General features: G+C 60.0%; 23 protein-coding genes. 20 read left to right on the plus strand and 3 right to left on the minus strand.

Annotated elements, in window-relative coordinates; genetic code table 11:
* The first annotated feature begins 67 nt into the window (after positions 1 to 67).
* From udp to hemB, 12 genes are all read left to right on the plus strand, one after another.
* The gene (gene udp / locus AC2CGI_RS21220) at positions 68 to 829 is read left to right on the plus strand and encodes a uridine phosphorylase (protein WP_004934432.1); all 762 of its coding nucleotides are present in this window, start codon (positions 68 to 70) and stop codon (positions 827 to 829) included.
* A 129-nt stretch (positions 830 to 958) separates the two neighbouring features.
* On the plus strand, positions 959 to 1,741 hold the full coding sequence (locus tag AC2CGI_RS21225) for a tyrosine-protein phosphatase (protein ID WP_015376302.1): 783 nt from the start codon (positions 959 to 961) through the stop codon (positions 1,739 to 1,741).
* A 79-nt stretch (positions 1,742 to 1,820) separates the two neighbouring features.
* Positions 1,821 to 2,351: a DedA family protein gene (locus tag AC2CGI_RS21230; protein ID WP_004934438.1), complete on the plus strand. Its 531-nt coding sequence runs from the start codon at positions 1,821 to 1,823 to the stop codon at positions 2,349 to 2,351.
* Positions 2,352 to 2,491: 140 nt separating this feature from the next.
* On the plus strand, positions 2,492 to 4,039 hold the full coding sequence (rmuC, locus tag AC2CGI_RS21235) for a DNA recombination protein RmuC (RefSeq protein ID WP_076741132.1): 1,548 nt from the start codon (positions 2,492 to 2,494) through the stop codon (positions 4,037 to 4,039).
* 78 nt (positions 4,040 to 4,117) lie between these two features.
* Positions 4,118 to 4,873, plus strand: a complete 756-nt coding sequence (ubiE, locus tag AC2CGI_RS21240; protein WP_004934443.1) for a bifunctional demethylmenaquinone methyltransferase/2-methoxy-6-polyprenyl-1,4-benzoquinol methylase UbiE — start codon at positions 4,118 to 4,120, stop codon at positions 4,871 to 4,873.
* A gap of 13 nt (positions 4,874 to 4,886) precedes the next feature.
* On the plus strand, positions 4,887 to 5,495 hold the full coding sequence (ubiJ, locus tag AC2CGI_RS21245) for a ubiquinone biosynthesis protein UbiJ (protein WP_015376304.1): 609 nt from the start codon (positions 4,887 to 4,889) through the stop codon (positions 5,493 to 5,495).
* Positions 5,492 to 7,123: a ubiquinone biosynthesis regulatory protein kinase UbiB gene (gene ubiB / locus AC2CGI_RS21250; RefSeq protein ID WP_004934451.1), complete on the plus strand. Its 1,632-nt coding sequence runs from the start codon at positions 5,492 to 5,494 to the stop codon at positions 7,121 to 7,123. Before ubiJ ends, ubiB begins: the two co-directional genes overlap by 4 nt.
* Positions 7,124 to 7,203: 80 nt before the next feature.
* Complete coding sequence (tatA, locus tag AC2CGI_RS21255) at positions 7,204 to 7,467, plus strand: Sec-independent protein translocase subunit TatA (RefSeq protein ID WP_004934452.1); 264 nt, start codon at positions 7,204 to 7,206, stop codon at positions 7,465 to 7,467.
* 3 nt (positions 7,468 to 7,470) lie between these two features.
* Positions 7,471 to 8,040, plus strand: coding sequence for a Sec-independent protein translocase protein TatB (gene tatB / locus AC2CGI_RS21260; RefSeq protein ID WP_004934455.1), 570 nt, complete (start codon positions 7,471 to 7,473; stop codon positions 8,038 to 8,040).
* A gap of 3 nt (positions 8,041 to 8,043) precedes the next feature.
* Positions 8,044 to 8,814, plus strand: coding sequence for a Sec-independent protein translocase subunit TatC (tatC, locus tag AC2CGI_RS21265; protein WP_004934456.1), 771 nt, complete (start codon positions 8,044 to 8,046; stop codon positions 8,812 to 8,814).
* Between the two features lie 53 nt (positions 8,815 to 8,867).
* On the plus strand, positions 8,868 to 9,650 hold the full coding sequence (gene tatD / locus AC2CGI_RS21270) for a 3'-5' ssDNA/RNA exonuclease TatD (protein WP_048326672.1): 783 nt from the start codon (positions 8,868 to 8,870) through the stop codon (positions 9,648 to 9,650).
* A 14-nt stretch (positions 9,651 to 9,664) separates the two neighbouring features.
* Positions 9,665 to 10,687: a porphobilinogen synthase gene (hemB, locus tag AC2CGI_RS21275; protein ID WP_076741131.1), complete on the plus strand. Its 1,023-nt coding sequence runs from the start codon at positions 9,665 to 9,667 to the stop codon at positions 10,685 to 10,687.
* A 45-nt stretch (positions 10,688 to 10,732) separates the two neighbouring features.
* Here the strand turns inward: hemB and rfaH are convergent, their stop codons facing one another.
* The gene (gene rfaH, locus AC2CGI_RS21280) at positions 10,733 to 11,221 is read right to left on the minus strand and encodes a transcription/translation regulatory transformer protein RfaH (protein WP_004934466.1); all 489 of its coding nucleotides are present in this window, start codon (positions 11,219 to 11,221) and stop codon (positions 10,733 to 10,735) included.
* Positions 11,222 to 11,465: 244 nt separating this feature from the next.
* Here rfaH and pepE point away from each other — a divergent pair, with 244 nt between their 5' ends.
* The 3 genes from pepE to fre all read left to right on the plus strand — a co-directional run bounded on the left by pepE (position 11,466) and on the right by fre (position 14,526).
* A complete protein-coding gene (pepE, locus tag AC2CGI_RS21285) occupies positions 11,466 to 12,191 on the plus strand; it encodes a dipeptidase PepE (RefSeq protein WP_076741130.1) in 726 nt (241 codons plus the stop codon).
* A gap of 62 nt (positions 12,192 to 12,253) precedes the next feature.
* Positions 12,254 to 13,774 carry a 4-hydroxy-3-polyprenylbenzoate decarboxylase gene (gene ubiD / locus AC2CGI_RS21290; RefSeq protein ID WP_033631521.1) on the plus strand — a complete coding sequence of 507 codons (1,521 nt, stop codon included), beginning with the start codon at positions 12,254 to 12,256 and terminating at the stop codon, positions 13,772 to 13,774.
* A gap of 50 nt (positions 13,775 to 13,824) precedes the next feature.
* Positions 13,825 to 14,526, plus strand: coding sequence for an NAD(P)H-flavin reductase (fre, locus tag AC2CGI_RS21295; protein WP_004934474.1), 702 nt, complete (start codon positions 13,825 to 13,827; stop codon positions 14,524 to 14,526).
* Between the two features lie 172 nt (positions 14,527 to 14,698).
* On the opposite strand, the gene fadA is transcribed toward fre, so the two are convergent.
* Complete coding sequence (fadA, locus tag AC2CGI_RS21300) at positions 14,699 to 15,862, minus strand: acetyl-CoA C-acyltransferase FadA (protein ID WP_025304928.1); 1,164 nt, start codon at positions 15,860 to 15,862, stop codon at positions 14,699 to 14,701.
* Between the two features lie 10 nt (positions 15,863 to 15,872).
* On the minus strand, positions 15,873 to 18,062 hold the full coding sequence (fadB, locus tag AC2CGI_RS21305) for a fatty acid oxidation complex subunit alpha FadB (protein ID WP_076741129.1): 2,190 nt from the start codon (positions 18,060 to 18,062) through the stop codon (positions 15,873 to 15,875).
* Between the two features lie 233 nt (positions 18,063 to 18,295).
* Between fadB and AC2CGI_RS21310 the strand changes: the two genes are divergently transcribed.
* The 5 genes from AC2CGI_RS21310 to hemG all read left to right on the plus strand — a co-directional run bounded on the left by AC2CGI_RS21310 (position 18,296) and on the right by hemG (position 23,592).
* Entirely contained in the window at positions 18,296 to 19,492 is a 1,197-nt protein-coding gene (locus tag AC2CGI_RS21310) for an MFS transporter (RefSeq protein WP_076741128.1), read from the plus strand.
* 112 nt (positions 19,493 to 19,604) lie between these two features.
* A complete protein-coding gene (gene pepQ, locus AC2CGI_RS21315; RefSeq protein ID WP_004934485.1) occupies positions 19,605 to 20,936 on the plus strand; it encodes a Xaa-Pro dipeptidase in 1,332 nt (443 codons plus the stop codon).
* On the plus strand, positions 20,936 to 21,550 hold the full coding sequence (locus tag AC2CGI_RS21320; protein WP_004934489.1) for an IMPACT family protein: 615 nt from the start codon (positions 20,936 to 20,938) through the stop codon (positions 21,548 to 21,550). Before pepQ ends, AC2CGI_RS21320 begins: the two co-directional genes overlap by 1 nt.
* A 35-nt stretch (positions 21,551 to 21,585) precedes the next feature.
* Entirely contained in the window at positions 21,586 to 23,037 is a 1,452-nt protein-coding gene (gene trkH, locus AC2CGI_RS21325; protein WP_004934492.1) for a Trk system potassium transporter TrkH, read from the plus strand.
* A 21-nt stretch (positions 23,038 to 23,058) separates the two neighbouring features.
* Positions 23,059 to 23,592, plus strand: coding sequence for a menaquinone-dependent protoporphyrinogen IX dehydrogenase (hemG, locus tag AC2CGI_RS21330; RefSeq protein ID WP_004934493.1), 534 nt, complete (start codon positions 23,059 to 23,061; stop codon positions 23,590 to 23,592).
* Positions 23,593 to 23,710: the final 118 nt, after the last annotated feature.

Consider the following 23,710-nt stretch of genomic DNA (forward strand, 5'->3'; position numbering starts at 1 on the left):
AAGCGGCGATTTTCAGTAGAGTGCTTTTTTGTTCCTCCCAATAAACATGATCCATGAGGAGTCTCGTATGTCTCAGTCTGACGTTTTTCATCTCGGCCTCACCAAGAACGATTTACAAGGGGCCCAGCTTGCCATCGTGCCGGGCGATCCACAGCGCGTAGAGAAGATTGCCAAGCTGATGGAAAATCCGGTGCATCTGGCCTCCCATCGTGAATTCACCACCTGGCGCGCAGAGCTGGACGGCAAGGCGGTGATCGTCTGCTCCACCGGTATTGGCGGCCCCTCTACCTCTATCGCGGTGGAAGAGCTGGCGCAGCTGGGCATTCGCACCTTCCTGCGCATCGGCACCACCGGCGCCATTCAGGCCAATATCAACGTCGGTGACGTGCTGGTGACTACGGCGGCGGTACGCCTCGACGGCGCCAGCCTGCACTTTGCGCCGATGGAGTTCCCGGCGGTTGCGGACTTCGCCTGCACCACCGCGCTGGTGGAAGCGGCCAAAGCCAGCGGCGCGACCACCCACATTGGCGTAACCGCTTCTTCCGATACTTTCTACCCGGGCCAGGAACGTTACGACACCTACTCCGGCCGCGTGGTCAGCCGTTTTAAAGGCTCGATGGAAGAGTGGCAGGCGATGGGCGTGATGAACTATGAAATGGAGTCCGCCACGCTGCTGACCATGTGCGCCAGCCAGGGCCTGCGTGCCGGCATGGTGGCTGGGGTGATCGTTAACCGCACCCAGCAAGAGATCCCGAACGCCGAGACCATGAAAAACACCGAAAGCAAAGCGGTGCAGATCGTGGTGGATGCCGCCCGCCGTCTGCTGTAATCGCCTCCCCTGAACGGGCCGCCGCCGCGGCCCGTTTTTCCATTCGCGACTAATCTGTTACGGTGATACTCCTCAGCGCTGCGCCGATGGCCGCCGCGCGTTGTCATAACAAAAACAACGAGGACGTTTATGACCGCCCAGATCCTGCTTCATCCTTCGCTTGCGCCGCTCGACGGCGGCATTAATTTCCGTGACTTCGGCGGCAACGGCGTGGCCGACGGGCGCCGCATCAAGCGCGGCCTGCTGTTTCGTTCCGGTTCCCTCGAGCGGCTGACGGAAAACGACTGCGCCTTTCTCGCCGGCGTGCCGGTGCGTTCGGTGCTGGACTACCGCGATGCCGACGAAGTGCAGGCCAAACCGGATATTCTGTGGAATGGCGCCGACTATCATCACGTGCCGGCCAACCCGCTGAGCAGCGAAGTCAACGCCAACCTGGAGAAGCTCACCAACGAAACGCTGGCCGCTTTCGACGCCCGCGCGTTCATGCTGGAACTGTATCGCCGCCTGCCGTTCGGCAATGTGGCCTATCAGCGGTTGGCGCAGCTGCTGAGCAACCCCGGCGGCGGCGCGATCGTGCAGCACTGCGCAGTCGGCAAGGATCGCACCGGGGTCGGTTCGGCACTGGTGCTGTTCGCGCTGGGGGCCGACGAAGCGACGGTGCTGGAAGACTATCTGCTGACTGAAACCACGCTGGCCACTTTCCGCGAGCAGATGCTGGATCAGCTCTCTATCAAGCTGAATGCGGCGGCGCTGGAGCAATTCGCCTACGTGCTCAGCGCGCGCGAGGAGTTCCTGATGACGGCGCTGGGCTGCATCCGTCAGCAATACGGCTCCACCGACCGCTGGCTGGAAGCGGAATACGGTCTGGGCGCGGCCCAGCGCGAAGCGCTGCAGGCGTTCTACCTCGAGTAAATCGCTGCGTGTTTAACCGGGGTTTAACTCGCCCCGGCTTATCCTAGGCGGCGAACCATCGCGTATCAGGAGCCCCGTATTGAGCCTCAATGACGTTATCAACTGGGTCAGCGACGTCGTGCGTCAGCACGAAGGCTGGGCCATTCCCATCATCTTCTTCCTGGCGTTCGGCGAGTCGCTGGCGTTTTTGTCGCTGCTGCTGCCGGCCACGGTGATCCTGCTGGCGCTGGGCGCGCTGATCGGCGAAAGCGGCATCGCCTTTTGGCCGATTTGGGCCGCCGCCGCCGCCGGGGCGTTTTTCGGCGACTGGCTCTCTTACTGGATCGGCTATCACTATCAGGATCGCGTGGCCCATATGTGGCCGCTGTCGCGCAATCCGCAGCTGCTGGCGCGCGGCCACGCCTTCTTTGAACGCTGGGGCGTGCTGGGCATTTTCATCGGCCGCTTCTTCGGCCCGCTGCGCGCCGTGGTGCCGTTGGTGGGCGGCATTTGCGGCATGCCGCAGCGCTATTTCCAACTGGCCAACGTCACGTCGGCGATGATCTGGGCGTTCGGCATTCTGGCGCCGGGGGCGTTCGGCATCAAGTGGCTCAGCCAGTGGCTGGGTTGATTTCTCGCTAAATTGCGCAGCGCCGCGCAATATTGTGCGCGGCCGGCAAAATCAGGCTGGACATCCATACAGCCTCCCCTTAACGTGACGGGCAATGGGCGTGCAAAACGCCGCAACGGCAAGGTGCAACAGGAGGCAGGGTGGATACCAGTCTGATTTATGGGATTGGCGGCGTAGCGATCGGCATGCTGTTGGGGTGGCTGATCGCCAGTCTGCGGGTGCAGCAGACGCATGCGCAACATGAAACCGAGCTGCGGTTGCTGGAGCAAGCGTTGCAGCAGGCGCAGCAGGAAACGGCGGCGCGACAGGAAACGCTGCAGCGCCACGAGCAGCAGTTGCGCCAGAGCGAGCTGGAGCTGCGCAATCTGCACAGCCAACTGGCGGCCGGACATGAGAAGCTGCAACAGCTCAACCATTGGCGCAACGAATGCGAGCTGCTCAATCAGGAGCTGCGCGCCCAGCGCGAGGTTAACAGCGCGCAGGAAGCCGAACTGCGCGAAGTCACCATCCGTCTGGAAGAGACGCGTATGGCAGCGGAGGAGAAGCAGCGCCTGCTTATCAACAGCGAACAGCGGCTCACCACCCAGTTTGAAAATCTCGCCAACCGCATTTTTGAACACAGCGGCCGCAAGGTGGACGAGCAAAATAAGCAAAGTTTGGATCGTTTACTGTTGCCGCTGCGCGAACAGCTGGACGGTTTCCGCCGGCAGGTGCAGGACAGCTTTGGCCAGGAAGCGCGGGAGCGCCATACGCTGACGCACGAGATACGCAATCTGCAGCAGTTGAACGCGCAGATGGCGCGCGAGGCGATCAACCTCACCAAGGCGCTGAAAGGCGACAACAAAACGCAGGGCAACTGGGGCGAGGTGGTGCTGAGCCGGGTGCTGGAGGCTTCCGGCCTGCGCGAAGGGCATGAGTATGAAACGCAGGTCAACGTGCGGGTGGATCATCAGAGCCGCATGCAGCCCGATGTGATCGTGCGCCTGCCGCAGGGTAAGGATGTGGTGATTGACGCCAAGATGTCGCTGATCGCCTACGAGCGCTATTTCAACGGCGAGGATGAGGCGGAGCGCGAAGCGGCGCTGAGCGAACATATCGCCTCGCTGCGCGGCCACATCCGCATGCTGGGCCGCAAGGACTATCAGCAACTGCCGGGGCTGCGTTCGCTGGATTATGTGCTGATGTTCATTCCGGTCGAGCCCGCCTTCCTGCTGGCTATCGATCGCGAGCCGGAGCTGATCAGCGAAGCGCTTAAGCACAACATCATGCTGGTCAGCCCGACCACGTTGCTGGTGGCGCTGCGTACCATCACCAACCTGTGGCGCTACGAGCATCAGAGCCAGAACGCCCAGCGCATCGCCGATCGCGCGGCGAAACTGTATGACAAGATGCGGCTGTTCGTGGACGATATGTCCGCGCTGGGGCAGAGCCTGGACAAGGCGCAGGGCAGTTATCGTCAGGCGATGAACAAACTGAGCGAAGGCCGTGGTAATCTTATCGGCCAAATTGAAGGTTTCCGCGCGTTGGGGGTTGAGGTCAAACGGCCGATAAACCCGCTGCTGGCGCAGCAAGCCGGCGCGCAACACGATGAAGCGGAAGAGGCGAACGACGATGATGTCGCCGCGCTGCCGCAGACGAACGACGATGAAGGTACCGCCGGGGAATCGGGCTTCGTTTCGCACGGCTGAGGCCGTGGCGAGGTGGGGTATTCACCGGGCTTCTGGTACACTCATCCACACAAAATTGACTGAATAGCAGGCAGGACAATGGCAGATCAATCGCAGGAAACCACCGATTTCGGTTTTCGCACCGTCGCTAGAGACGAAAAACAGGCCATGGTGGCGGACGTTTTCCATTCGGTAGCGGCAAAGTATGACGTGATGAACGACCTGATGTCGTTCGGTATTCACCGTATCTGGAAGCGTTTCACCATTGACTGCAGCGGCGTGCGCCGCGGGCAGCGCGTGCTGGATCTGGCCGGCGGTACCGGCGACCTGGCCGCCAAGTTCTCCCGCATGGTGGGCGAGCAGGGGCAGGTGGTGCTGGCGGACATCAACGATTCGATGCTCAAGATGGGACGCGAGAAGCTGCGCGATCGCGGCATCGTCGGCAACATCAATTACGTGCAGGCCAACGCCGAAGCGCTGCCGTTCCCGGACAATTACTTCGATTGCATCACCATCTCCTTTGGCCTGCGTAACGTCACTGACAAAGACAAAGCGCTGCGCTCGATGTTCCGCGTGCTGAAGCCGGGCGGCCGTCTGCTGGTGCTGGAATTCTCCAAGCCGCTGCTGGCGCCGCTGAGCAAAGCCTATGACGCCTACTCTTTCCACGTGCTGCCGAAGATCGGCGAGCTGGTGGTGAAAGATCCGGACAGCTACCGCTACCTGGCGGAATCGATCCGCATGCACCCCGATCAGGAAACCCTGAAGGGCATGATGGGCAACGCCGGTTTTGAAAACGTCACCTATTTCAACCTGACCGGTGGTATTGTCGCCCTGCATCGCGGCTTCAAGTTCTGAGAGGGAGATGCCGATGCTGTTTACCCCTCTGCTGACCGGTGCGCTGGAAACCTCGCTGAATAACCTGCTGTTTCGCGATCGCAGCATGAAAGCCGCCCGCCAACGCCTGGCGGGCAAGGTGCTGCGCATCGAACTGGAAGAGTTGGCTTCGCCGCTGGTGCTGGTGTTCAGCGAACTGCGCGTGGATGTGCTGGGGCAGTCTGAAGACAGCGCCGATTGCACCGTGCGTAGCCGCATTCCCTCCTTGCTGAAGCTGCGCGATCGCCAGCAGTTGCCGGTGCTGATGCGCAGCGGCGAATTGACGGTGGAAGGCGATATTCAGGTGGTGCAACAGCTGGTTGGCCTGCTCGATCTGGCGGAGTGGGATCCGGCGGAGTGGCTGGCGCCCTACATCGGCGATATCGCCGCCCAAGGCATTACACAGGCGCTGGGAAAAGGCGCCTCGCTGCTGAAAGCCGGCTTTATGCGCCGGCAGCAAGACATGGCTGAGGCGTTGACAGAAGAGTGGCGCCTGGCGCCGGGGCCGCTGGAAGTGGTGTGGTTCAACGAAGAAGTTGACGCACTCGCCCGCAGCGCGGAAGCGCTGATTGCCCGCATGGACAAGTTGGAGGGCAAGCGATGACCCCAGGCGAACTGCGCCGTTTGTATTTTATCGTCCGCGTTTTTCTCAGCTACGGGCTGGACGAGCTGATCCCTAAAATGCGGTTGACGCTGCCGCTGCGCTTTGGCCGCCGGCTGCTGTTCTGGATGCCGAATCGGCACAAGGACAAACCGCTGGGTGAACGTCTGCGGCTGGCGCTGCAGGAATTGGGGCCGGTCTGGATCAAGTTCGGCCAGATGATGTCGACCCGCCGCGATCTGTTCCCGCCGCACATTGCCGATCAGCTGACGCTGCTGCAGGATCGGGTGGCGCCTTTCGATGGCGCGTTGGCGCGTAAGCATATCGAGCTGGCGATGGGCGGCCCGCTGGAGACCTGGTTCGATGACTTCGATCAGCAGCCGCTGGCCTCTGCCTCGATCGCGCAGGTGCATACCGCGCGGTTGAAAACCACCGGCCAGGAAGTGGTGCTGAAGGTGATCCGGCCGGATATCGGGCCGATCATCAAGGCCGACGTGCGTCTGATGTACCGGTTGGCAGGCTGGGTGCCGAAGCTGTTGCCGGACGGCCGCCGTCTGCGCCCGCGCGAAGTGGTACGCGAGTATGAGAAAACTCTACTGGACGAATTGAACCTGCTGCGCGAAGCGGCTAACGCCATTCAGCTGCGCCGCAATTTCGACGGCAGCCCAATGCTGTACGTACCGGAAGTTTATTCCGACTACTGCCGCGAAAGCGTATTGGTGATGGAGCGCATTTACGGCATTCCGGTCTCGGACATCGCCACGCTGGAACAGCAGGGCACCAACATGAAACTGTTGGCGGAACGCGGCGTCCAGGTGTTCTTTACCCAGGTCTTCCGCGACAGCTTCTTCCATGCGGACATGCATCCCGGTAATATTTTCGTCAGCTACGAACATCCGGAAGATCCTTGCTACATCGGCATCGACTGCGGCATCGTCGGTTCGCTGAACAAGGATGATAAACGCTACCTGGCGGAAAATTTCATCGCCTTCTTCAACCGTGATTACCGCAAGGTGGCGGAACTGCACGTCGACTCCGGGTGGGTGCCGCGCGACACCAACGTGGAAGACTTCGAATTCGCCATCCGCACCGTGTGCGAGCCGATTTTCGAGAAGCCGCTGGCGGAGATTTCCTTCGGCAACGTGCTGCTGAACCTGTTCAACACCGCGCGACGCTTCAATATGGAAGTGCAGCCGCAGCTGGTGTTATTGCAGAAGACCTTGCTGTATGTTGAAGGATTGGGGCGTCAGCTCTATCCGCAACTGGATCTGTGGACCACCGCCAAGCCGTTCCTCGAGAGCTGGCTGCGCGATCAGGTCGGCATTCCCGCCGTGGTGCGTGCGCTGAAAGAGAAAGCGCCGTTCTGGGCGGAGAAGCTGCCGGAACTGCCCGAGCTGTTTTACGACAGCTTGCAGCAGCATAAACTGTTGCAACAAAGCGTTGATAAGCTGACCAACCAGATGCAGGCTCAGCGGGTTCGTCAGGGGCAGTCACGTTATTTGTTCGGCGTTGGCGCTACACTGTTGGTAAGCGGCACGCTGTTGCTGCTGGGGCAAATCGAGGTGTTTCCCGCCTGGATGATGGCCGCCGGCATCGTATGCTGGGTGATTGGCTGGAAGCGAACCACCTGATTTAATTCGTTACTCTGGTAAAGTCGGCTCTATAATGCGGGCTGGCTTTAAAAGACCCTTTAAAATTAGAGGTAATTAAAATGGGCGGTATTAGTATTACGCAATTGTTGATCATCGCAGTGATCGTGGTGCTGTTGTTCGGTACCAAAAAACTGCGCACGCTGGGCTCCGATCTCGGCGCCTCGATCAAGGGCTTCAAGAAGGCGATCGGCGACGATACGCCATCGACCCCCAACACGGCTGAGAAAAGCAGCCTGGATGACGCTGACTTCTCGGCCAAGCCTATTACCGATAAGCAGCCGGAAGTGAAACCGGAAGAGTCGAAGAACAAAGAGCAGGTATAAACCGTGTTTGACATTGGGTTTAGTGAGCTGCTGCTGGTGCTGGTAATCGGCCTGGTTGTTCTGGGGCCGGAACGCTTGCCGGTCGCGGTCAGAACGGTATCGGGCTGGATCCGCGCGCTGCGCTCGCTGGCGGCCTCGGTGCAGCACGAACTGTCTCAGGAGCTGAAGCTGCAGGAGCTGCAGGACAGCCTGAAAAAAGCGGAACAGGCCGGCCTGCAGAACCTGACGCCGGAACTGAAGGCGTCGATGGATGAGCTGAAAGACGCGGCGGAATCATTGAAACGCACCTACCAGGGCGAGAAAGAAGAGCTGGCGAACACCATTCATAACCCGCAGATCACCGATCCGGAAGCCTTGCACGACGGCGTGACGCCGGCGGAAGCGGCAACCCGCGCCAGTGCGCCCGCCGCCGCGCCAAAACCGGCAGCGGAACCTGAAGCCGTCGCGCCCGTGTCACCAGCACCGCCGGTGGCGGCGCAACCGGCTAAGGCGCCGGCGGAAACCGCGCCGGCACCTGTCGAACCTGTTGCGGATAAAACCCCAGCGTCTCACCAACCTAGTGGCGATCGTTAATACATGGCTGTTGAAGATACCCAACCCCTTATCAGTCATCTGATAGAGCTGCGCAAGCGGCTGTTGAACTCGATTATTTGCGTGCTGGCGGTGTTCGTGGTGCTGGTGTTTTTCGCCAACGACATCTACCAGTTGGTCTCTGCGCCGCTGCTCAAGCAGCTGCCGGCCGGGGCGAGCATGATCGCTACCGACGTGGCGTCACCGTTCTTTACGCCGATCAAATTGACCATGATCGTCTCGGTGTTCGTCTCCGCACCGATGATTTTGTATCAGGTGTGGGCATTCATCGCGCCGGCGCTGTACAAGCATGAACGCCGCCTGATGATGCCGCTGCTGGTGTCCAGCAGCCTGCTGTTCTACCTCGGCATGGCTTTCGCCTACTTCATCGTGTTCCCGCTGGCCTTCGGCTTCTTTGCCAAGACCGCGCCGATGGGGGTGACCATTGCCACCGACATCAAAAACTACCTCGATTTCGTCATGGCGCTGTTTATGGCGTTCGGTGTCGCCTTCGAAGTGCCGGTCGCTATCATTCTGCTGTGCTGGAGTGGCGTCACCTCGCCGGAAGATCTGAAGAAGAAACGGCCGTATGTGTTGGTCGGCGCGTTTGTGGTCGGCATGCTGTTGACGCCGCCGGACGTGTTCTCGCAAACCCTGTTGGCAATACCGATGTACCTGCTGTTTGAAGTGGGGGTGTTCTTCGCTCGCTTCTATACCGGCAAACGTCGTCCGCAGGCGGAAGAAGAAGACGAGGGTGACGAACCGCCAGCCCCTTGATCCATCTTGATTGCTAAGCCGCCCATTGGGCGGCTTTTGCTTTGGAAAAAATCATGTTTGATATCGGCGTTAACCTCACCAGCAGCCAATTCGCCAAAGACCGCCAGGCGGTAGTGGAGCGCGCCCGCGCGGCGGGCGTTACCGGGATATTGATTACCGGCACCGATCTGGCAGAGAGCCGCGAAGCGGCGGAATTGGCGCAGCAACATGCGGGCTACGGTTGGTCTACCGCCGGTGTGCATCCGCATTACGCCAGCGGTTGGGATGAACAGACCGCCGAGCAGATTTATGCGTTAGCCGTACGCCCTGAAGTGGCGGCGATCGGCGAATGCGGCCTGGATTTCAATCGCAATTTCTCGACGCCCGTACAGCAGGAAGCGGCGTTCACCGCGCAGCTGGCGCTGGCGGCGGAGTTGGCGCTGCCGGTGTTTCTTCATTGCCGCGACGCACACGCACGTTTTGCCGAGCTACTGACGCCGTGGTTGGATAAACTGCCCGCGGCCGTGGTGCACTGCTTCACCGGCACCGCCGAAGAATTAACAAGCTGCCTGTCGCTGGGTCTGTCGATCGGGATCACCGGTTGGGTCTGCGACGAGCGGCGCGGCTTGGAATTGCGCGCCCTGTTGCCGCAGATCCCGGCCGAGCGTCTGCTGCTGGAAACGGACGCCCCTTATCTGTTGCCCCGGGATTTACAGCCTAAACCCGCATCTCGCCGCAACGAACCCTGTTTCCTGCCCCACATCGTGCAGCAGGTCGCCGTCTGGCGACAGGAAGAGCCGCAATGGCTGGGGCAAAAAACCGATGAGAACGCCCGCCGGCTATTCCGGCTGGTTTGAGCTAGGAGAAAACTATGAGCTATGCATTTCCGGGCACCTTCCCTGGTCGCCGTATGCGCCGCGTGCGCCGTCACGACTTCAGCCGCCGCCTGGTGGCCGAGAACCAACTGACGGTCAACGACCTGATTTATCCGGTGTTTGTCATGGAAGGCAGCAACCGCCAGGAAGAAGTGGCCTCGATGCCGGGCGTATCGCGCATGACGATCGATCTGCTGGTGAAGGAAGCGGAAGCCATCGCCAAACTTGGCGTGCCGGTGATTTCCCTGTTCCCGGTAATTGAACCGAGCCTGAAATCGCTGCATGCGGAAGAAGCCTATAACCCAGAAGGGTTGGTACAGCGCACGGTGCGCGCGCTGAAAGACGCGGTGCCTGAGCTGGGCATTCTGACCGACGTGGCGCTCGATCCCTACACCACGCATGGGCAGGACGGGGTGATCGATGAGCAGGGTTATGTGATTAACGACGTGACCAAAGACATTCTGGTGCGTCAGGCGCTGTCCCATGCCGAAGCGGGCGCGGAAATCGTGGCGCCGAGCGACATGATGGACGGCCGCATCGGGGCGATCCGCGATCGTCTGGAATTGCAGGGCCTGGTGAATACCCAAATCATGGCTTACTCCGCCAAGTATGCTTCCTGCTACTACGGCCCGTTCCGCGATGCGTTGGGCTCCAGCGGCAACCTGAAGGGCGGCAACAAGAAGACCTATCAGATGGATCCGGCCAACAGCGACGAAGCGCTGCAGGAGATTGCGCAGGATCTGCAGGAAGGTGCGGACATGGTGATGGTGAAACCGGGCATGCCGTACCTCGACGTCGTGCGCCGCGTGAAGGATACCTTCGGTGTGCCAACCTTCGCTTATCAGGTGTCCGGCGAGTACGCCATGCATATGGCGGCGATTCAGAACGGCTGGCTGCAGGAGCAACCTGCGGTGATGGAATCGTTGATGTGCTTCAAACGCGCCGGCGCCGACGGCGTGCTGACCTACTTCGCCAAGCGTGTCGCGCAGTGGCTGCACGACGATGCGATGCGTCGCTAAGCGCAAAATGAGCCAACAAAAAGGCGCCTGAGGGCGCCTTTTGCATTACATCTTCTGGAACTGTCGGTTGTCGATGCTTTGACTGACCTGCTTGTTGATCAGGTTCAGCAACAACATGGAACGCGCCTCGCCGTCCGGTTCGGTGTAGATCGCCTGCAGCCCTTCGAACACGCCGTCGACGATCAGAACGGTATCCCCTGGCTGTGGGGTTTCCGGATCGACATAGGTTTCGCTGGCGTGCGTGCGCAGCTCATCGATCACCTTGCTCGGGATGACGCTCGGCAACGCGCCGAAACGCACGAAGTGGCTGACGCCACGGGTGGCGCTGATGGTGGTGGTGTGAATGCGCTCCGGGTCGAACTCCACAAACAGATAGTTGGGAAACAGGGGTTCGCTGACCGCGATGCGCTTACCACGCACGATCTTTTCCAGCGTGATGATCGGGCTGAGGCAGTTTACCTGCTGCCGTTCCAGATGTTCCTGCGCCCGCAACAGCTGACCGCGTTTGCAATAAAGTAGATACCAGGATTCCATAGTTTCACATGCCTTTCTGCCAGCCGGTAAGCATATCAAAAGCTATTCCGGATACATAGTGATGCAAGTTTCAGCGTGTAACATCACCTATCTCTATGAATCTGCGGCTATTAGCGAGGGGTCACACACTTATCGATACGGCGCTGGTATAACAGAGGGCTAAAAATTTGTTACCGTCACAGTATGGCAGGCGTTGCGCCGCTGGCTGTGACGCTATTCATCGTTTTGACCGAGAGGGAAAGAAATGGAGCTGTTTCTGTTGAGCAACGGCAAGCTGTCTGGCGAAGCCGAGCTGCTGGGGTACGCCAAAAGCCAACTGCTGGCGATGATTGCGCGTCGCGGCATCAAATCCGCCGTCTTTATCCCTTACGCCCTGATCCGTTACGACTACGACCAGCGTGCGCAGGAGCTGGCGCAAACGCTGAGCATTGAAGTCACCAGCATCCATCACGCGGCTTCGCCGGCGGCGGCGATCGCGCAGGCGGAGTGCATTTTGGTCAGCGGCGGCAATACCTGGTTGCTGAACCAAATGCTGCACGAACAAGGCCTGATCGTGCCCATCCAGCGCGCGGTGCGCGAGCGTGAAGTGCCTTACGTCGGCTGGAGCGCCGGCTGCAACGTGGCCACGCCGAGCATTCGCACCACCAATGACATGCCGGTGCGCTGCAGCGTGGTGCTGCCGGCGCTGGGGCTGTTCCCGGTGCAGATCAACCCGCACTACATCGACGCACATATCAGCGGCCACATGGGCGAAACCCGTGACGAGCGCCTGGCGGAGTTCTGCGCGGTCAATCCAAGCGAGTCGGTGGTGGCGCTGCGTGAAGGTAGCCTGCTGCACGTTGAAGGCAATGCGCTGCGTTACTTCAGCGCTAACGGGCAGGGCTTCAAGGTGTTCCGCCACGGTGAGGAGACGCGTGAATATCAGGATACGCGCGCGCTGGCTGCGCTGGTGCCGTTCAACTGCGGCTGAGGGCCACCCGGCGGCGGGCGGCGTTAACAAAATTGCAGCAACAACCGTGAAGAGGGCTTATAATGCCCTCCCCACTGGCCGTTATAATGATCAGCATGAAATACCGTGACTTACGCGATTTCCTCTCGTTGCTGGAGAAGAGAGGGGAACTAAAACGCATCAGCCAGCCGATCGATCCTTACCTGGAAATGACGGAGATTGCCGATCGCACCCTGCGAGCGGGCGGTCCGGCACTGCTGTTTGAAAACCCGAAAGGGTATGACATGCCGGTGCTCTGTAACCTGTTCGGCACCGCCAATCGCGTGGCGATGGGCATGGGGCAGGAAGACATCAGCGCGCTGCGCGAAGTCGGCAAACTGCTGGCGTTCCTCAAAGAACCGGAGCCGCCGAAAGGCTTCCGCGATCTGTTCGACAAAATGCCAAAGTTCAAGCAGGTGCTGAACATGCCGACCAAGGTGCTGGGATCCGCGCCTTGTCAGGAGCAGGTATGGCAGGGCGACGATGTCGATCTGGGCCGTATTCCGGTGATGCACTGCTGGCCGGAAGACGCCGCGCCGCTGATCACCTGGGGGCTGACGGTGACCCGCGGCCCGCATAAGGAACGGCAAAACCTCGGCATCTATCGCCAGCAGGTGCTGGGCAAGAACAAAGTGATCATGCGCTGGCTGTCGCATCGCGGCGGCGCGCTGGATTATCAGGAGTGGTGCCAGGCGCACCCGGGTGAGCGTTTCCCGGTCGCGGTGGCGCTGGGCGCCGATCCCGCTACCATCCTCGGTGCGGTCACGCCGGTGCCGGATACCCTGTCTGAATACGCCTTTGCCGGGCTGCTGCGCGGCAATAAAACCGAAGTGGTCAAGTGCATTTCCAACGATCTGGAAGTGCCCGCCAGCGCCGAAATCGTGCTTGAAGGCTATATCGAGCCGGGTGAAATGGCGCCGGAAGGCCCCTACGGCGACCACACCGGTTACTACAATGAAATCGACCAGTTCCCGGTGTTCACCGTTACTCACATCACCCAGCGCCGCAACGCGATCTACCACTCGACCTACACCGGCCGCCCGCCGGATGAGCCGGCGATCCTGGGCGTGGCGCTGAATGAAGTGTTCGTGCCGATCCTGCAAAAGCAGTTCCCGGAAATCGTTGATTTCTATCTGCCGCCGGAAGGGTGCTCGTACCGCCTGGCGGTAGTGACCATGAAAAAACAGTACGCCGGCCACGCTAAACGCGTGATGATGGGCGTCTGGTCGTTCCTGCGGCAGTTTATGTACACCAAATTTGTTATCGTCTGTGATGATGACGTCAATGCGCGCGACTGGAACGACGTGATTTGGGCGATCACCACACGAATGGATCCGGCAAGGGATACCGTTCTGGTGGAGAATACGCCGATCGACTATCTGGACTTCGCCTCGCCGGTTTCCGGCCTGGGTTCGAAGATGGGGCTGGACGCCACCAATAAATGGCCGGGTGAAACCGATCGCGAATGGGGCCGTCCGATTCAGATGGATGAAAAGGTACGTGCGCGCGTCGACGAAATCTGGGATGAGCTCGCAATCTTCAGTGACAGGGAACCGACGTTATAGCGTCAGGCCCTGTTCTCAGCTTTGCATTGATGACCCGACAGAGGGAACGCATGACAATATTGAGCTGTAAAGTGACCTCGGTAGAGGCCATTACCGATACGGTTTATCGGGTACGTCTGGTGCCCGAACAGCCGTTTTCTTTCAAGGCAGGGCAATATCTGATGGTGGTGATGGATGAGCGCGACAAGCGCCCGTTCTCACTGGCATCAACCCCGACGCAGCAAGATTACATCGAGCTGCATATCGGCGCTTCGGAGCTGAATCTGTACGCCATGGCGGTGATGGATCGCATCCTGAAAGAGCAGGCGATCACCGTTGACGTGCCGCATGGCGACGCCTGGCTGCGGGAAGAGGGCAGCCGTCCGCTGGTGCTGATCGCCGGCGGCACCGGTTTCTCTTACGCGCGTTCAATCCTGTTGACCGCGCTGGAGCAGCAGCCGGATCGCGACATTTCAATCTACTGGGGCGGGCGTGAGCTGAAGCACCTGTACGATTTGAGCGAGCTGGAAGCGCTGTCGTTGCAGCATCCGAATCTGAAGGTGATCCCGGTGGTCGAGCAGCCGGAGGCTGAATGGCGTGGCCGCAGCGGCACCGTGCTTAGCGCGGTGCTGCAGGATTTCGGCACGCTGGCGGAGCATGACATTTACATCGCCGGGCGTTTCGAGATGGCGAAAATCGCCCGCGAGCGTTTCTGCGCCGAGCGCGGCGCGCTGGAAGCGCATATGTTTGGCGACGCGTTTTCGTTTATCTGACACAGGCGATGCGCAGTGAACGGGGTGGCCGAGGGTCGCCCCGTTTTTATTTGGGCGTCGGCAAATTTCAGGCATAAAAAACCCGCCCCTGACAGGCGGGAAGAACGGCAACTAAACTTGGCGGGATGCCGCGATTTGAAGTGGTGACGCGGTCATCCCAAGATAGACACAGCTAAACGCGTTCAAACACGGTGGCGATACCCTGGCCCAGGCCGATGCACATGGTCGCCAGGCCGAACTGCGCGTCGCGACGTTCCATGTTGTTCAACAGGGTGGTCGAGATGCGGGAGCCGGAACACCCCAGCGGGTGGCCGAGCGCGATGGCGCCGCCGTTCAGGTTAATCTTGTCGTCGATGCTGTCCATCAGCCCCAGATCCTTGATGCACGGCAGCGACTGGGCGGCGAACGCTTCGTTCAGCTCGAACAGATCGATGTCCTGCACGCTCAGACCGGCGCGTTTCAGCGCCAGCTTGCTGGCCGGCACCGGGCCGTAGCCCATGATGGACGGATCGCAGCCGACGACCGCCATCGAGCGGATGCGGGCGCGGGCCTTCAAACCGAGCGCTTTGGCGCGCGATTCGCTCATCAGCAGCATGGCGGAAGCACCGTCCGACAGGGCGGAGGAGCTGCCGGCGGTGACGGTGCCGTTGACCGGATCGAACGCCGGGCGCAGGGCCGACAGGCTTTCGACGGTGGTCTCCGGGCGAATAACTTCATCGAAATCGTAACGGGTCAGCACGCCGTCGGCGTCGTGGCCGTTGGTCGGTATGATCTCGTTTTTAAAGTAACCGGCCAGCGTTGCTGCATGCGCGCGCTGGTGGGAGCGGGCGGCAAATTCATCCTGCATCTGGCGACTGATGTTGTGCATCTTGGCCAGCATTTCGGCGGTCAGCCCCATCATCCCGGCGGCCTTGGCCACGCTGCGGCTCAGGCCCGGATGGAAATCCACGCCGTGATTCATCGGCACATGGCCCATGTGTTCCACGCCGCCGATCAGGCTGACGTGCGCGTCGCCCACCATGATGGCGCGTGCCGCGTCGTGCAGCGCCTGCATCGAAGAGCCGCACAGGCGGTTGACGGTCACCGCCGGCACGCGGTGCGGGATCTCGGCCAGCAGCGCGGCGTTGCGGGCGATGTTGAAGCCTTGTTCCAGCGTCTGCTGCACGCAGCCCCAGTAAATGTCATCAATCTCGGCGGCGTCCAGCGCCGGATTGCGGCTCAGCACTTCACGCATCAGGTGAGCGGAGAGATCTTCGGCGCGTACCTGGCGGAATGCGCCGCCCTTGGAGCGGCCCATCGGCGTGCGTACGGCATCAACAATAACTACGTTTTCCATCTTTATGACCTCATGCCGGTTGGCGGGTAGCGACGTCGGACAGCGGTGTCGCCACCGGGTAGTAGCTTTCATTGCGTTCGGCCTTGGCGCGCAGACCGGCCGGCACCTGGTACAGGGCGCCGAGGTGTGCGTAACGCTGGGCCAGCTCAACGTAGTTGGCGGTGCCGAGCGTATCCAGGTAGCGGAACGCGCCGCCGTGGAACGGAGGGAAACCGATGCCGTAGACCAACGCCATATCGGCTTCGGCCGGGCTGGCGACGATCTTTTCTTCCAGGCAACGCACCACTTCGTTGATCATCGGGATCATCATGCGCGCGATGATTTCTTCGTCGCTGATGATCTGGCGCGGTTGGCTCACTTCGGCCAGCAGCGCATCGGTCTGCTCATCGTTGTCCTTGCGCGGTTTGCCTTTGCTGTCCTGGCTGTAGCGGTAGAAGCCCAGTTGATTTTTCTGACCGAAGCGCTGGTTGTCGAACATCACGTCAATGGCGTCGCGATAGTCTTTGCTCATGCGATCCGGGAAACCGGCGGCCATCACGGCCTGCGCGTGGTGCGCGGTGTCGATGCCCACGACGTCGAGCAGGTAGGCCGGGCCCATCGGCCAGCCGAACTGTTTTTCCATTACTTTATCGATTTGACGGAAGTCGGCGCCGTCGCGCAGCAGCAGGCTGAAGCCGGCGAAGTACGGGAACAGCACGCGGTTGACGAAGAAGCCCGGGCAATCGTTCACCACGATCGGCGTTTTGCCCATGCGGCTGGCGTAGGCCACCACTTTGGCGATGGTGTCATCGCTGGTCTGTTCGCTGCGGATGATTTCAACCAGCGGCATGCGGTGCACCGGGTTAAAGAAGTGCATGCCGCAGAAGTTTTGCGGGCGCTTCAGCGATTTTGCCAGGTGATTAATCGGAATGGTCGAGGTGTTCGACGCCAGAACGGTGTCTTCACCGATCAGGCCTTCCACTTCCGACAGCACGGCGGCTTTGACTTTCGGATTCTCGACGACCGCCTCAACGATCACCTGCGCGCGCTCGATGCCGGCATAGTCCAGCGTCGGCTGAATGGTCGACAGCACCTGCGCCATTTTCAGGCCATCCAGCTTGCCGCGCTCCAGCTGCTTGTTGAGCAGCTTGGCCGCTTCGCTCATGCCCAGCGTCAGCGACTTGTCGCTGATGTCCTTCATGATCACCGGTACGCCTTTCAGCGCCGATTGGTAAGCGATACCGCCGCCCATGATGCCGGCGCCCAGCACCGCCGCCTGTTTTGGCGCATCCACATTCTTGGCCAGCTTTTTCGCCTGGCCCTTCACGAACTGATCGTTAAGGAAGATGCCGACCAGCGCGCGCGCTTCGTTGGAGCGGGCCAACGGCACGAAGCTGGCGGTTTCCAGTTTCAGCGCTTCATCGCGGCCCAGCTTGGCGGCGGCTTCAATGGTCTTCACCGCGGTCATCGGCGCCGGGTAATGTTTACCGGCGGTCTGCAGTACCATGCCTTTGGCGGTGGTGAAGCTCATCGCCGCTTCAATCGGGCTGAGTTTCAGCGGCTCCAGCTTAGGTTGACGCGCGGCGCGCCAGTCCAGCTTGCCGTCGATCGCCTGTTGCAGCATGTTGAGCGCCGCTTCGGCCAGTTTTTCCGGCGCCACTACCGCATCGACCAGGCCGACTTTCAACGCCTCTTTGGCGCTGACGTCTTTGCCGGCGGCGATGATTTCCAGCGCGCTGTCGTTACCCAGCAGGCGTGGCAGACGGACGGAACCGCCGAAGCCCGGCATGATGCCCAATTTGGTTTCCGGCAGGCCGATGCGCGCGTCCGGCGAGGCGACGCGGAAATCGGTCGCCAGAATGCATTCGCAACCGCCGCCGAGCGCATAGCCGTTAATGGCCGAAATGGTCGGTACCGGCAAATCTTCCAGCCGGTTAAAGACGTTGTTGGCGAATACCAGCCACTCGTGCAGCTTTTCAGCCGGTGCGGCAAACAGAGAAAGGAATTCGGTGATATCGGCGCCGACGATAAATGCGGCTTTGGTGGAGCGCAGCAGCAGCCCCTTGAGCTCAGGCTGGTTTTCCAGCACGGTGAGCGCCTCGCCCAGGCTGGCGACGGTGCGGGTGTCCAGCTTGTTGACCGAGCCTGATGCGTTGAACACCAGCTCGGCAATGCCGTTATCGAGCCAGTGCAGTTGTAATGTTTCGCCTTGGTAGAGCATGTCTATCTCCTGAATCAGCGTATGATCTGGTATGACCAGATGAAGAGGAGTGTGGTTTTTATGTTAAAAATATGCAAATGAGAGATTGCATATTTGCTGGTCTGATCACATCTCACCAAGTTAGTGTTTTGATTTAAAACGGAGTTATATTTTATGTGCTATCGGCATTTGCTGGTGGTTGTCGGCCCTCATACACTTGCCTGCAGCGATTTATCATTCAGACGAGGTTAGGCATGACTAAGGCGGTTTGTGTCAAACGCAGCGGCTTATGGAGCATTCCCGCCAGAACCATGACGCTGGCGTGTCTGTTGGTGTTTATGGCGCAGATGGCGACGACCGTGTATCTGCCTTCGCTGCCGACGGTGATGCGCGAGCTGGCGATGAGCCGGCGCGCCACCGAGCTGTCCATTTCGATCTTCGTCATCGGCGCTGCCTTACCGGTGCTGTTCTGGGGCGCGGCTGCCGATCGCTTTGGCCGCCGAGCGCCGCTGACGCTTTCCCTGCTGCTTTTCATTGGCTGCAGCGGACTGTTGGCGCTGTGCAGCAACGGTACCCAATTACTGGCGCTGCGTGCGCTGCAAGGTGTGGGTGCCGGTGGTGCGGCGATCATTGCGCGTATCATCGTGCGGGATAACTGGAGCGGTGATGAGCTGGCGCGCCGTCTGTCGGTGCTCTCCATCGCTTTCATCACCGCGCTGGGCGGGGGGCAGTTTATCGGCGGCCTGCTCAGCCAATATTCGCACTGGCAGATGGGCTTCGTCCTGATGGGCGCCACCGGTTTGATCATTCTGGCGCTGATGGCGACGCTGCCGCTGGAGGCGGGACGGGCAGGGGGCGTGCGCCCGGCGATGGCGGCAACCTACTTTGCCATCCTGCGGCGGCCGGGGTTCTTCTGGCCGGCCTGCGTCGGCGGATTGGGCTTCGCCACCACGGTGACATTGCAGGAGGTGAGTCCGTTCGTCATGCAGCAGGGTTTTGGTCTCAACGTCACGGCGTTCGGTGCCCTGGGGCTGGTGATCGGCGTCGCCTACTTCAGCGGGGCGCTGACGGTGAACCGCACGGTGGCGCGTGTCGGCGGGAAAAAACTGATGCAAACCGGCAGCGGTATCGTGGCTCTGGCGACGGCGGCGATCCTGCTGTTGTGGTGGAGCGGCATTCTGGCCGGCCTTTCCGGTATGGCGCTGTTCATCGCGCTGTATTGCCTGACCATTTTTGGCCAGGCGGTGCTGTTTCCCAACAGCATGGCGATGGCCGTCAGCGATGCCAAAGAGTACGGCGCTTATGCGATGGCGCTGTGTGGCTTTCTGCAGCAGTGTCTGGCGGGCGTCGCCGCGGCTGGCGCGGTGTTGTTGGAACACCATGGCCTGTGGGCGCTGGCGATAGCGCTGCTCGGTTTGGGCGGCTGGTTAATGGTTAAGCTGCGGATGTAACGGCATTTGCAGGGAATTGCGAGCTGCTCCGCATGCCCAACGCGATGAGGTTGGTGCGCCGGAGCGCTGTGTTAAGATGACTTCTTTCGTGCTAAGGCATAAGGGTACTGTGATGGAAACGCTGGCTTCTTTGTATAACGACCACCTGGCAGAGCTGCAAAAACGCGCGCGCGAAGTGCTGGAGCGCAACAAGTTGGATGCGCTGCTGATTCACTCCGGTGAGCTGCAAAAGGTATTTTTGGACGACCATAGCTATCCGTTCAAAGTGAACGCGCATTTCAAAGCCTGGGTGCCGGTGACGTCGGTGCCGAACTGCTGGTTGTGGATCGACGGTGTCAATAAGCCGAAGCTGTGGTTCTACTCCCCGGTCGACTACTGGCACAGCGTAGAGCCGCTGCCGGACAGTTTCTGGACCAAATCCCTTGAATTGATGCCGTTGGCCAACGCCGACGCCATCGCCCAGCAGCTTCCGCCGCAGCGCGAGCGCGTGGGCTATATCGGTTATGCGCAACAGCGCGCACGCGATCTCGGCATTTCTTCTGAAAACATCAACCCGAAAGCGGTGTTGAACTACCTGGATTTCCACCGTTCTATCAAAACCGGCTACGAGCTGGCCTGCATGCGCGAAGCGCAGAAGACGGCGGTAACCGGCCATCGTGCGGCGCATGAGGCGTTCCTCTCCGGTATGAGCGAGTTCGACATCAACCTGGCCTACCTGACGGCGACAGGCCACCGCGATACCGACGTGCCTTACGACAACATCGTAGCGCTGAACGAACACGCTTCGGTACTGCACTACACCAAGCTGGATCATCAGCCGCCGGCCGAACCCCTGAGTTTCCTTATCGACGCCGGCGCGGAATATAACGGCTATGCCGCCGATCTGACCCGCACCTACGCGGCGCAAAGCGGCAGCGAGTTCGCCCACTTGGTGAAAGATCTCAATGGTGAACAGCTGGCGCTGATCGACACCATCAAGCCCGGCGTGCGCTATACCGACTACCATGTGCAAATGCATCAGCGCATCGCCAAGCTGCTCAAGAATCACAAGTTGGTGAACGGCCTCAGCGAAGAGGCGATGGTTGAAACGGGTATTACCACGCCGTTCCTGCCGCACGGGCTGGGCCATCCGCTGGGCCTTCAGGTGCACGACGCCGCCGGCTTTATGCAGGACGAGCAAGGCACCCATCTGCCGGCGCCGTCCAAGTATCCATTCCTGCGTTGCACCCGCGTGTTGCAGCCGGGCATGGTGTTGACCATCGAGCCAGGTCTGTACTTCATCGAGTCTCTGTTGGCACCGTGGCGCAGCGGTGAATTCAAGCAGCACTTCGCCTGGGATCGCATCGATGCGCTGAAGCCGTATGGCGGCATCCGTATCGAAGACAACATCGTGATCCACGAAAAGCGCATCGAGAACATGACGCGCGATCTGAACCTGGCCTGATGCGGCCTTACCCGATACCGGCGGAAGCCACCTGCTTTACCGAAGAAATAAAGAAGAGCCGTTTTATCACCCTGCTGGCGCCGACCAGCGGGGTAGAAGCGGCAAAGGCGTTTATTCAGCAGGTGCGGGATGAGCATCCGGCGGCGCGACACCATTGTTGGGCTTTCGTCGCCGGCAGCCCCGATGACTCGCAGCAACTGGGGTTCTCAGACGACGGAGAGCCGTCGGGCACCGCCGGCAAACCGATCCTCGCGCAGCTGATGGGGAGCGGCATCGGTGAAGTGACCGCCGTGGTCGTTCGTTACTATGGCGGCGTCAAGCTGGGCACCGGCGGGCTGGTGAAAGCCTATGGCAACGGTGTTCAACAGGCGTTGAAGCAGTTGGCGTTGGCACAAAAGGTGCCGGAAGCCGAATATATCTTGCAGTGCGACTATGCGCAGTTGGCGTTGGTGGAGAACTTGCTGCAGCAAACCGCAGGTCGGATCCTGCAGGGCGAATACGGCGCCGCCGTCGTGCTGCATCTGGCGTTGCCGGCCACCGAGGTCGAACTGTTTGGGAATAAATTGCGTGATCTCAGTCGCGGTAATTTGCAATTAACCCCCATTTCGCAATAATTCCTCCCAATTGAATTGCTAAGGATCGTGCTGAAATGCATTTTCGCGCCATAACCCGTATCGTTGGTCTGCTGGTCATCCTGTTCTCCGGGACGATGTTTATTCCCGGCCTGGTGGCATTGATTTACCGCGATGGGGCGGGGCGCGCGTTCAGCCAAACCTTCTTCGTGGCGCTGACCATCGGTCTGATGCTGTGGTGGCCGAACCGCAAACAGAAACACGAGCTGAAGCCGCGTGAAGGCTTCCTGATTGTCGTGCTGTTCTGGACCGTGCTGGGCAGCGTGGGGGCATTGCCGTTCCTGTTTTCGGAACGGCCCAACTTGTCGCTGACCGACGCCTTCTTTGAATCCTTCTCGGGATTGACGACTACTGGCGCAACGACGCTGGTGGGGCTGGACTCGTTGCCGAAGGCCATCCTGTTCTATCGCCAAATGCTGCAATGGATGGGCGGGATGGGGATCATCGTGTTGGCGGTGGCGATACTGCCGATACTTGGCGTCGGCGGCATGCAGCTGTATCGAGCGGAAATGCCCGGGCCGCTGAAAGATAACAAGATGCGTCCACGCATCGCCGAAACCGCCAAAACCCTGTGGCTAATCTATGTGTTGCTGACCGTCGCCTGTGCGCTGGCGCTCTGGGGGGCCGGGATGTCGGTGTTCGACGCCATCGGCCACAGTTTCTCGACCATCGCCATTGGCGGGTTTTCTACCCACGACGCCAGTATCGGTTATTACGCCAGTCCGACTATCAACACCATTATCGCCGTGTTCCTGCTGATTTCCGGCTGTAACTACGGCCTGCACTTCGCTTTGCTAAGCGGCCGTAGTCTGAAGGTGTACGGGCGCGATCCTGAATTCCGCATGTTCATCTTCGTTCAGTTGACGCTGGTGGTGGTATGCACGTTGGTGCTCTGGGGACATGGCGTCTATAAGAGCGGTATGGAAACGCTCAATCAGGCGTTCTTCCAGGTGGTATCGATGGCGACCACGGCCGGTTTTACGACCGACAGCATCGCCAAGTGGCCGCTGTTCCTGCCGATGTTGTTGCTGTGCTCGGCGTTCATCGGCGGCTGCGCTGGCTCGACCGGAGGCGGCCTGAAGGTGATCCGTATTCTGCTTCTGTACCTGCAGGGCTCGCGAGAGTTGAAAAGGCTGGTGCACCCCAACGCGGTCTATACCATCAAATTGGGCAATCGCGCACTGCCGGAACGTATTCTGGAAGCGGTGTGGGGATTCTTCTCCGCCTATGCGCTGGTGTTTATCGTCAGCATGCTGGCGATCATTGCCACCGGCGTTGACGATTTTTCCGCGTTCGCCGCAGTGACGGCAACACTCAATAACCTTGGCCCCGGCCTGGGCGTGGTGGCGGATAACTTCACCACGATGCCGGCGGCGGCCAAGTGGATCCTGGTGGTGACGATGCTGTTCGGGCGCCTGGAAGTGTTTACATTGCTGGTGCTGTTCACGCCAACTTTTTGGCGTGAGTGAGCCTGATATAAGGAGTACGCCATGAAGGCATTGATACTTTATTCGAGCCGTGACGGGCAAACACGTGCTATCGCTTCTTATATAGCAAGCAAGTTGCAGGACACGCTGCGTTGTGAGGTGATTGATCTGCTGCAGGCGGAACAGGTCGACCTTAGTCAGTACCAGCAGGTGATGATCGGTGCTTCTATCCGTTACGGGCACTTTAATCCGGTACTGGATAAATTCGTTAAGCGCCATGCCGAACAGCTGAATAGGATGCCGAGCGCCTTCTTCGCCGTGAACCTGACCGCGCGTAAACCGGAAAAGCGCTCACCGCAAACCAACGCTTATACCCGCAAGTTCCTGCTGGCCTCGCCGTGGCAGCCAAAACAGTGCGCGGTGTTTGCCGGCGCATTGCGGTATCCGCGCTATCGCTGGTTCGACCGCATCATGATTCAATTTATTATGCGTATGACGGGCGGTGAAACGGATACCAGTAAGGAAGTGGAGTACACCGATTGGCAGCAGGTCGATCGTTTCGCCCAGGAATTTAGCCAGATCCAGTACGAAAAGTGACAAAAACGCGGGTTTGGCCAGCGTTTTGCCGAAAAAATCCTCGCTTGAAAAGTTTTTTGCAATTAGGGGTTGCGGCCTGCCGAGAACTCCCTATAATGCGCCTCCACTGACCGGGAAC

The sequence above is a fragment of the Serratia sp. LSHTC3 genome, from assembly GCF_057197125.1.

Bases quoted from the DNA above. Each gene is read 5' to 3' on its own strand.
- udp (WP_004934432.1), top strand. From the start codon at position 68: ATGTCTCAGTCTGACGTTTTTCATCTCGGCCTCACCAAGAACGATTTA.
- AC2CGI_RS21225 (WP_015376302.1), top strand. From the start codon at position 959: ATGACCGCCCAGATCCTGCTTCATCCTTCGCTTGCGCCGCTCGACGGC.
- ubiE (WP_004934443.1), top strand. From the start codon at position 4,118: ATGGCAGATCAATCGCAGGAAACCACCGATTTCGGTTTTCGCACCGTC.
- ubiJ (WP_015376304.1), top strand. From the start codon at position 4,887: ATGCTGTTTACCCCTCTGCTGACCGGTGCGCTGGAAACCTCGCTGAAT.
- ubiB (WP_004934451.1), top strand. From the start codon at position 5,492: ATGACCCCAGGCGAACTGCGCCGTTTGTATTTTATCGTCCGCGTTTTT.
- tatA (WP_004934452.1), top strand. From the start codon at position 7,204: ATGGGCGGTATTAGTATTACGCAATTGTTGATCATCGCAGTGATCGTG.
- tatC (WP_004934456.1), top strand. From the start codon at position 8,044: ATGGCTGTTGAAGATACCCAACCCCTTATCAGTCATCTGATAGAGCTG.
- tatD (WP_048326672.1), top strand. From the start codon at position 8,868: ATGTTTGATATCGGCGTTAACCTCACCAGCAGCCAATTCGCCAAAGAC.
- hemB (WP_076741131.1), top strand. From the start codon at position 9,665: ATGAGCTATGCATTTCCGGGCACCTTCCCTGGTCGCCGTATGCGCCGC.
- rfaH (WP_004934466.1), bottom strand. From the start codon at position 11,221: ATGGAATCCTGGTATCTACTTTATTGCAAACGCGGTCAGCTGTTGCGG.
- pepE (WP_076741130.1), top strand. From the start codon at position 11,466: ATGGAGCTGTTTCTGTTGAGCAACGGCAAGCTGTCTGGCGAAGCCGAG.
- ubiD (WP_033631521.1), top strand. From the start codon at position 12,254: ATGCCCTCCCCACTGGCCGTTATAATGATCAGCATGAAATACCGTGAC.
- fre (WP_004934474.1), top strand. From the start codon at position 13,825: ATGACAATATTGAGCTGTAAAGTGACCTCGGTAGAGGCCATTACCGAT.
- fadA (WP_025304928.1), bottom strand. From the start codon at position 15,862: ATGGAAAACGTAGTTATTGTTGATGCCGTACGCACGCCGATGGGCCGC.
- fadB (WP_076741129.1), bottom strand. From the start codon at position 18,062: ATGCTCTACCAAGGCGAAACATTACAACTGCACTGGCTCGATAACGGC.
- AC2CGI_RS21310 (WP_076741128.1), top strand. From the start codon at position 18,296: ATGACTAAGGCGGTTTGTGTCAAACGCAGCGGCTTATGGAGCATTCCC.
- pepQ (WP_004934485.1), top strand. From the start codon at position 19,605: ATGGAAACGCTGGCTTCTTTGTATAACGACCACCTGGCAGAGCTGCAA.
- AC2CGI_RS21320 (WP_004934489.1), top strand. From the start codon at position 20,936: ATGCGGCCTTACCCGATACCGGCGGAAGCCACCTGCTTTACCGAAGAA.
- trkH (WP_004934492.1), top strand. From the start codon at position 21,586: ATGCATTTTCGCGCCATAACCCGTATCGTTGGTCTGCTGGTCATCCTG.
- hemG (WP_004934493.1), top strand. From the start codon at position 23,059: ATGAAGGCATTGATACTTTATTCGAGCCGTGACGGGCAAACACGTGCT.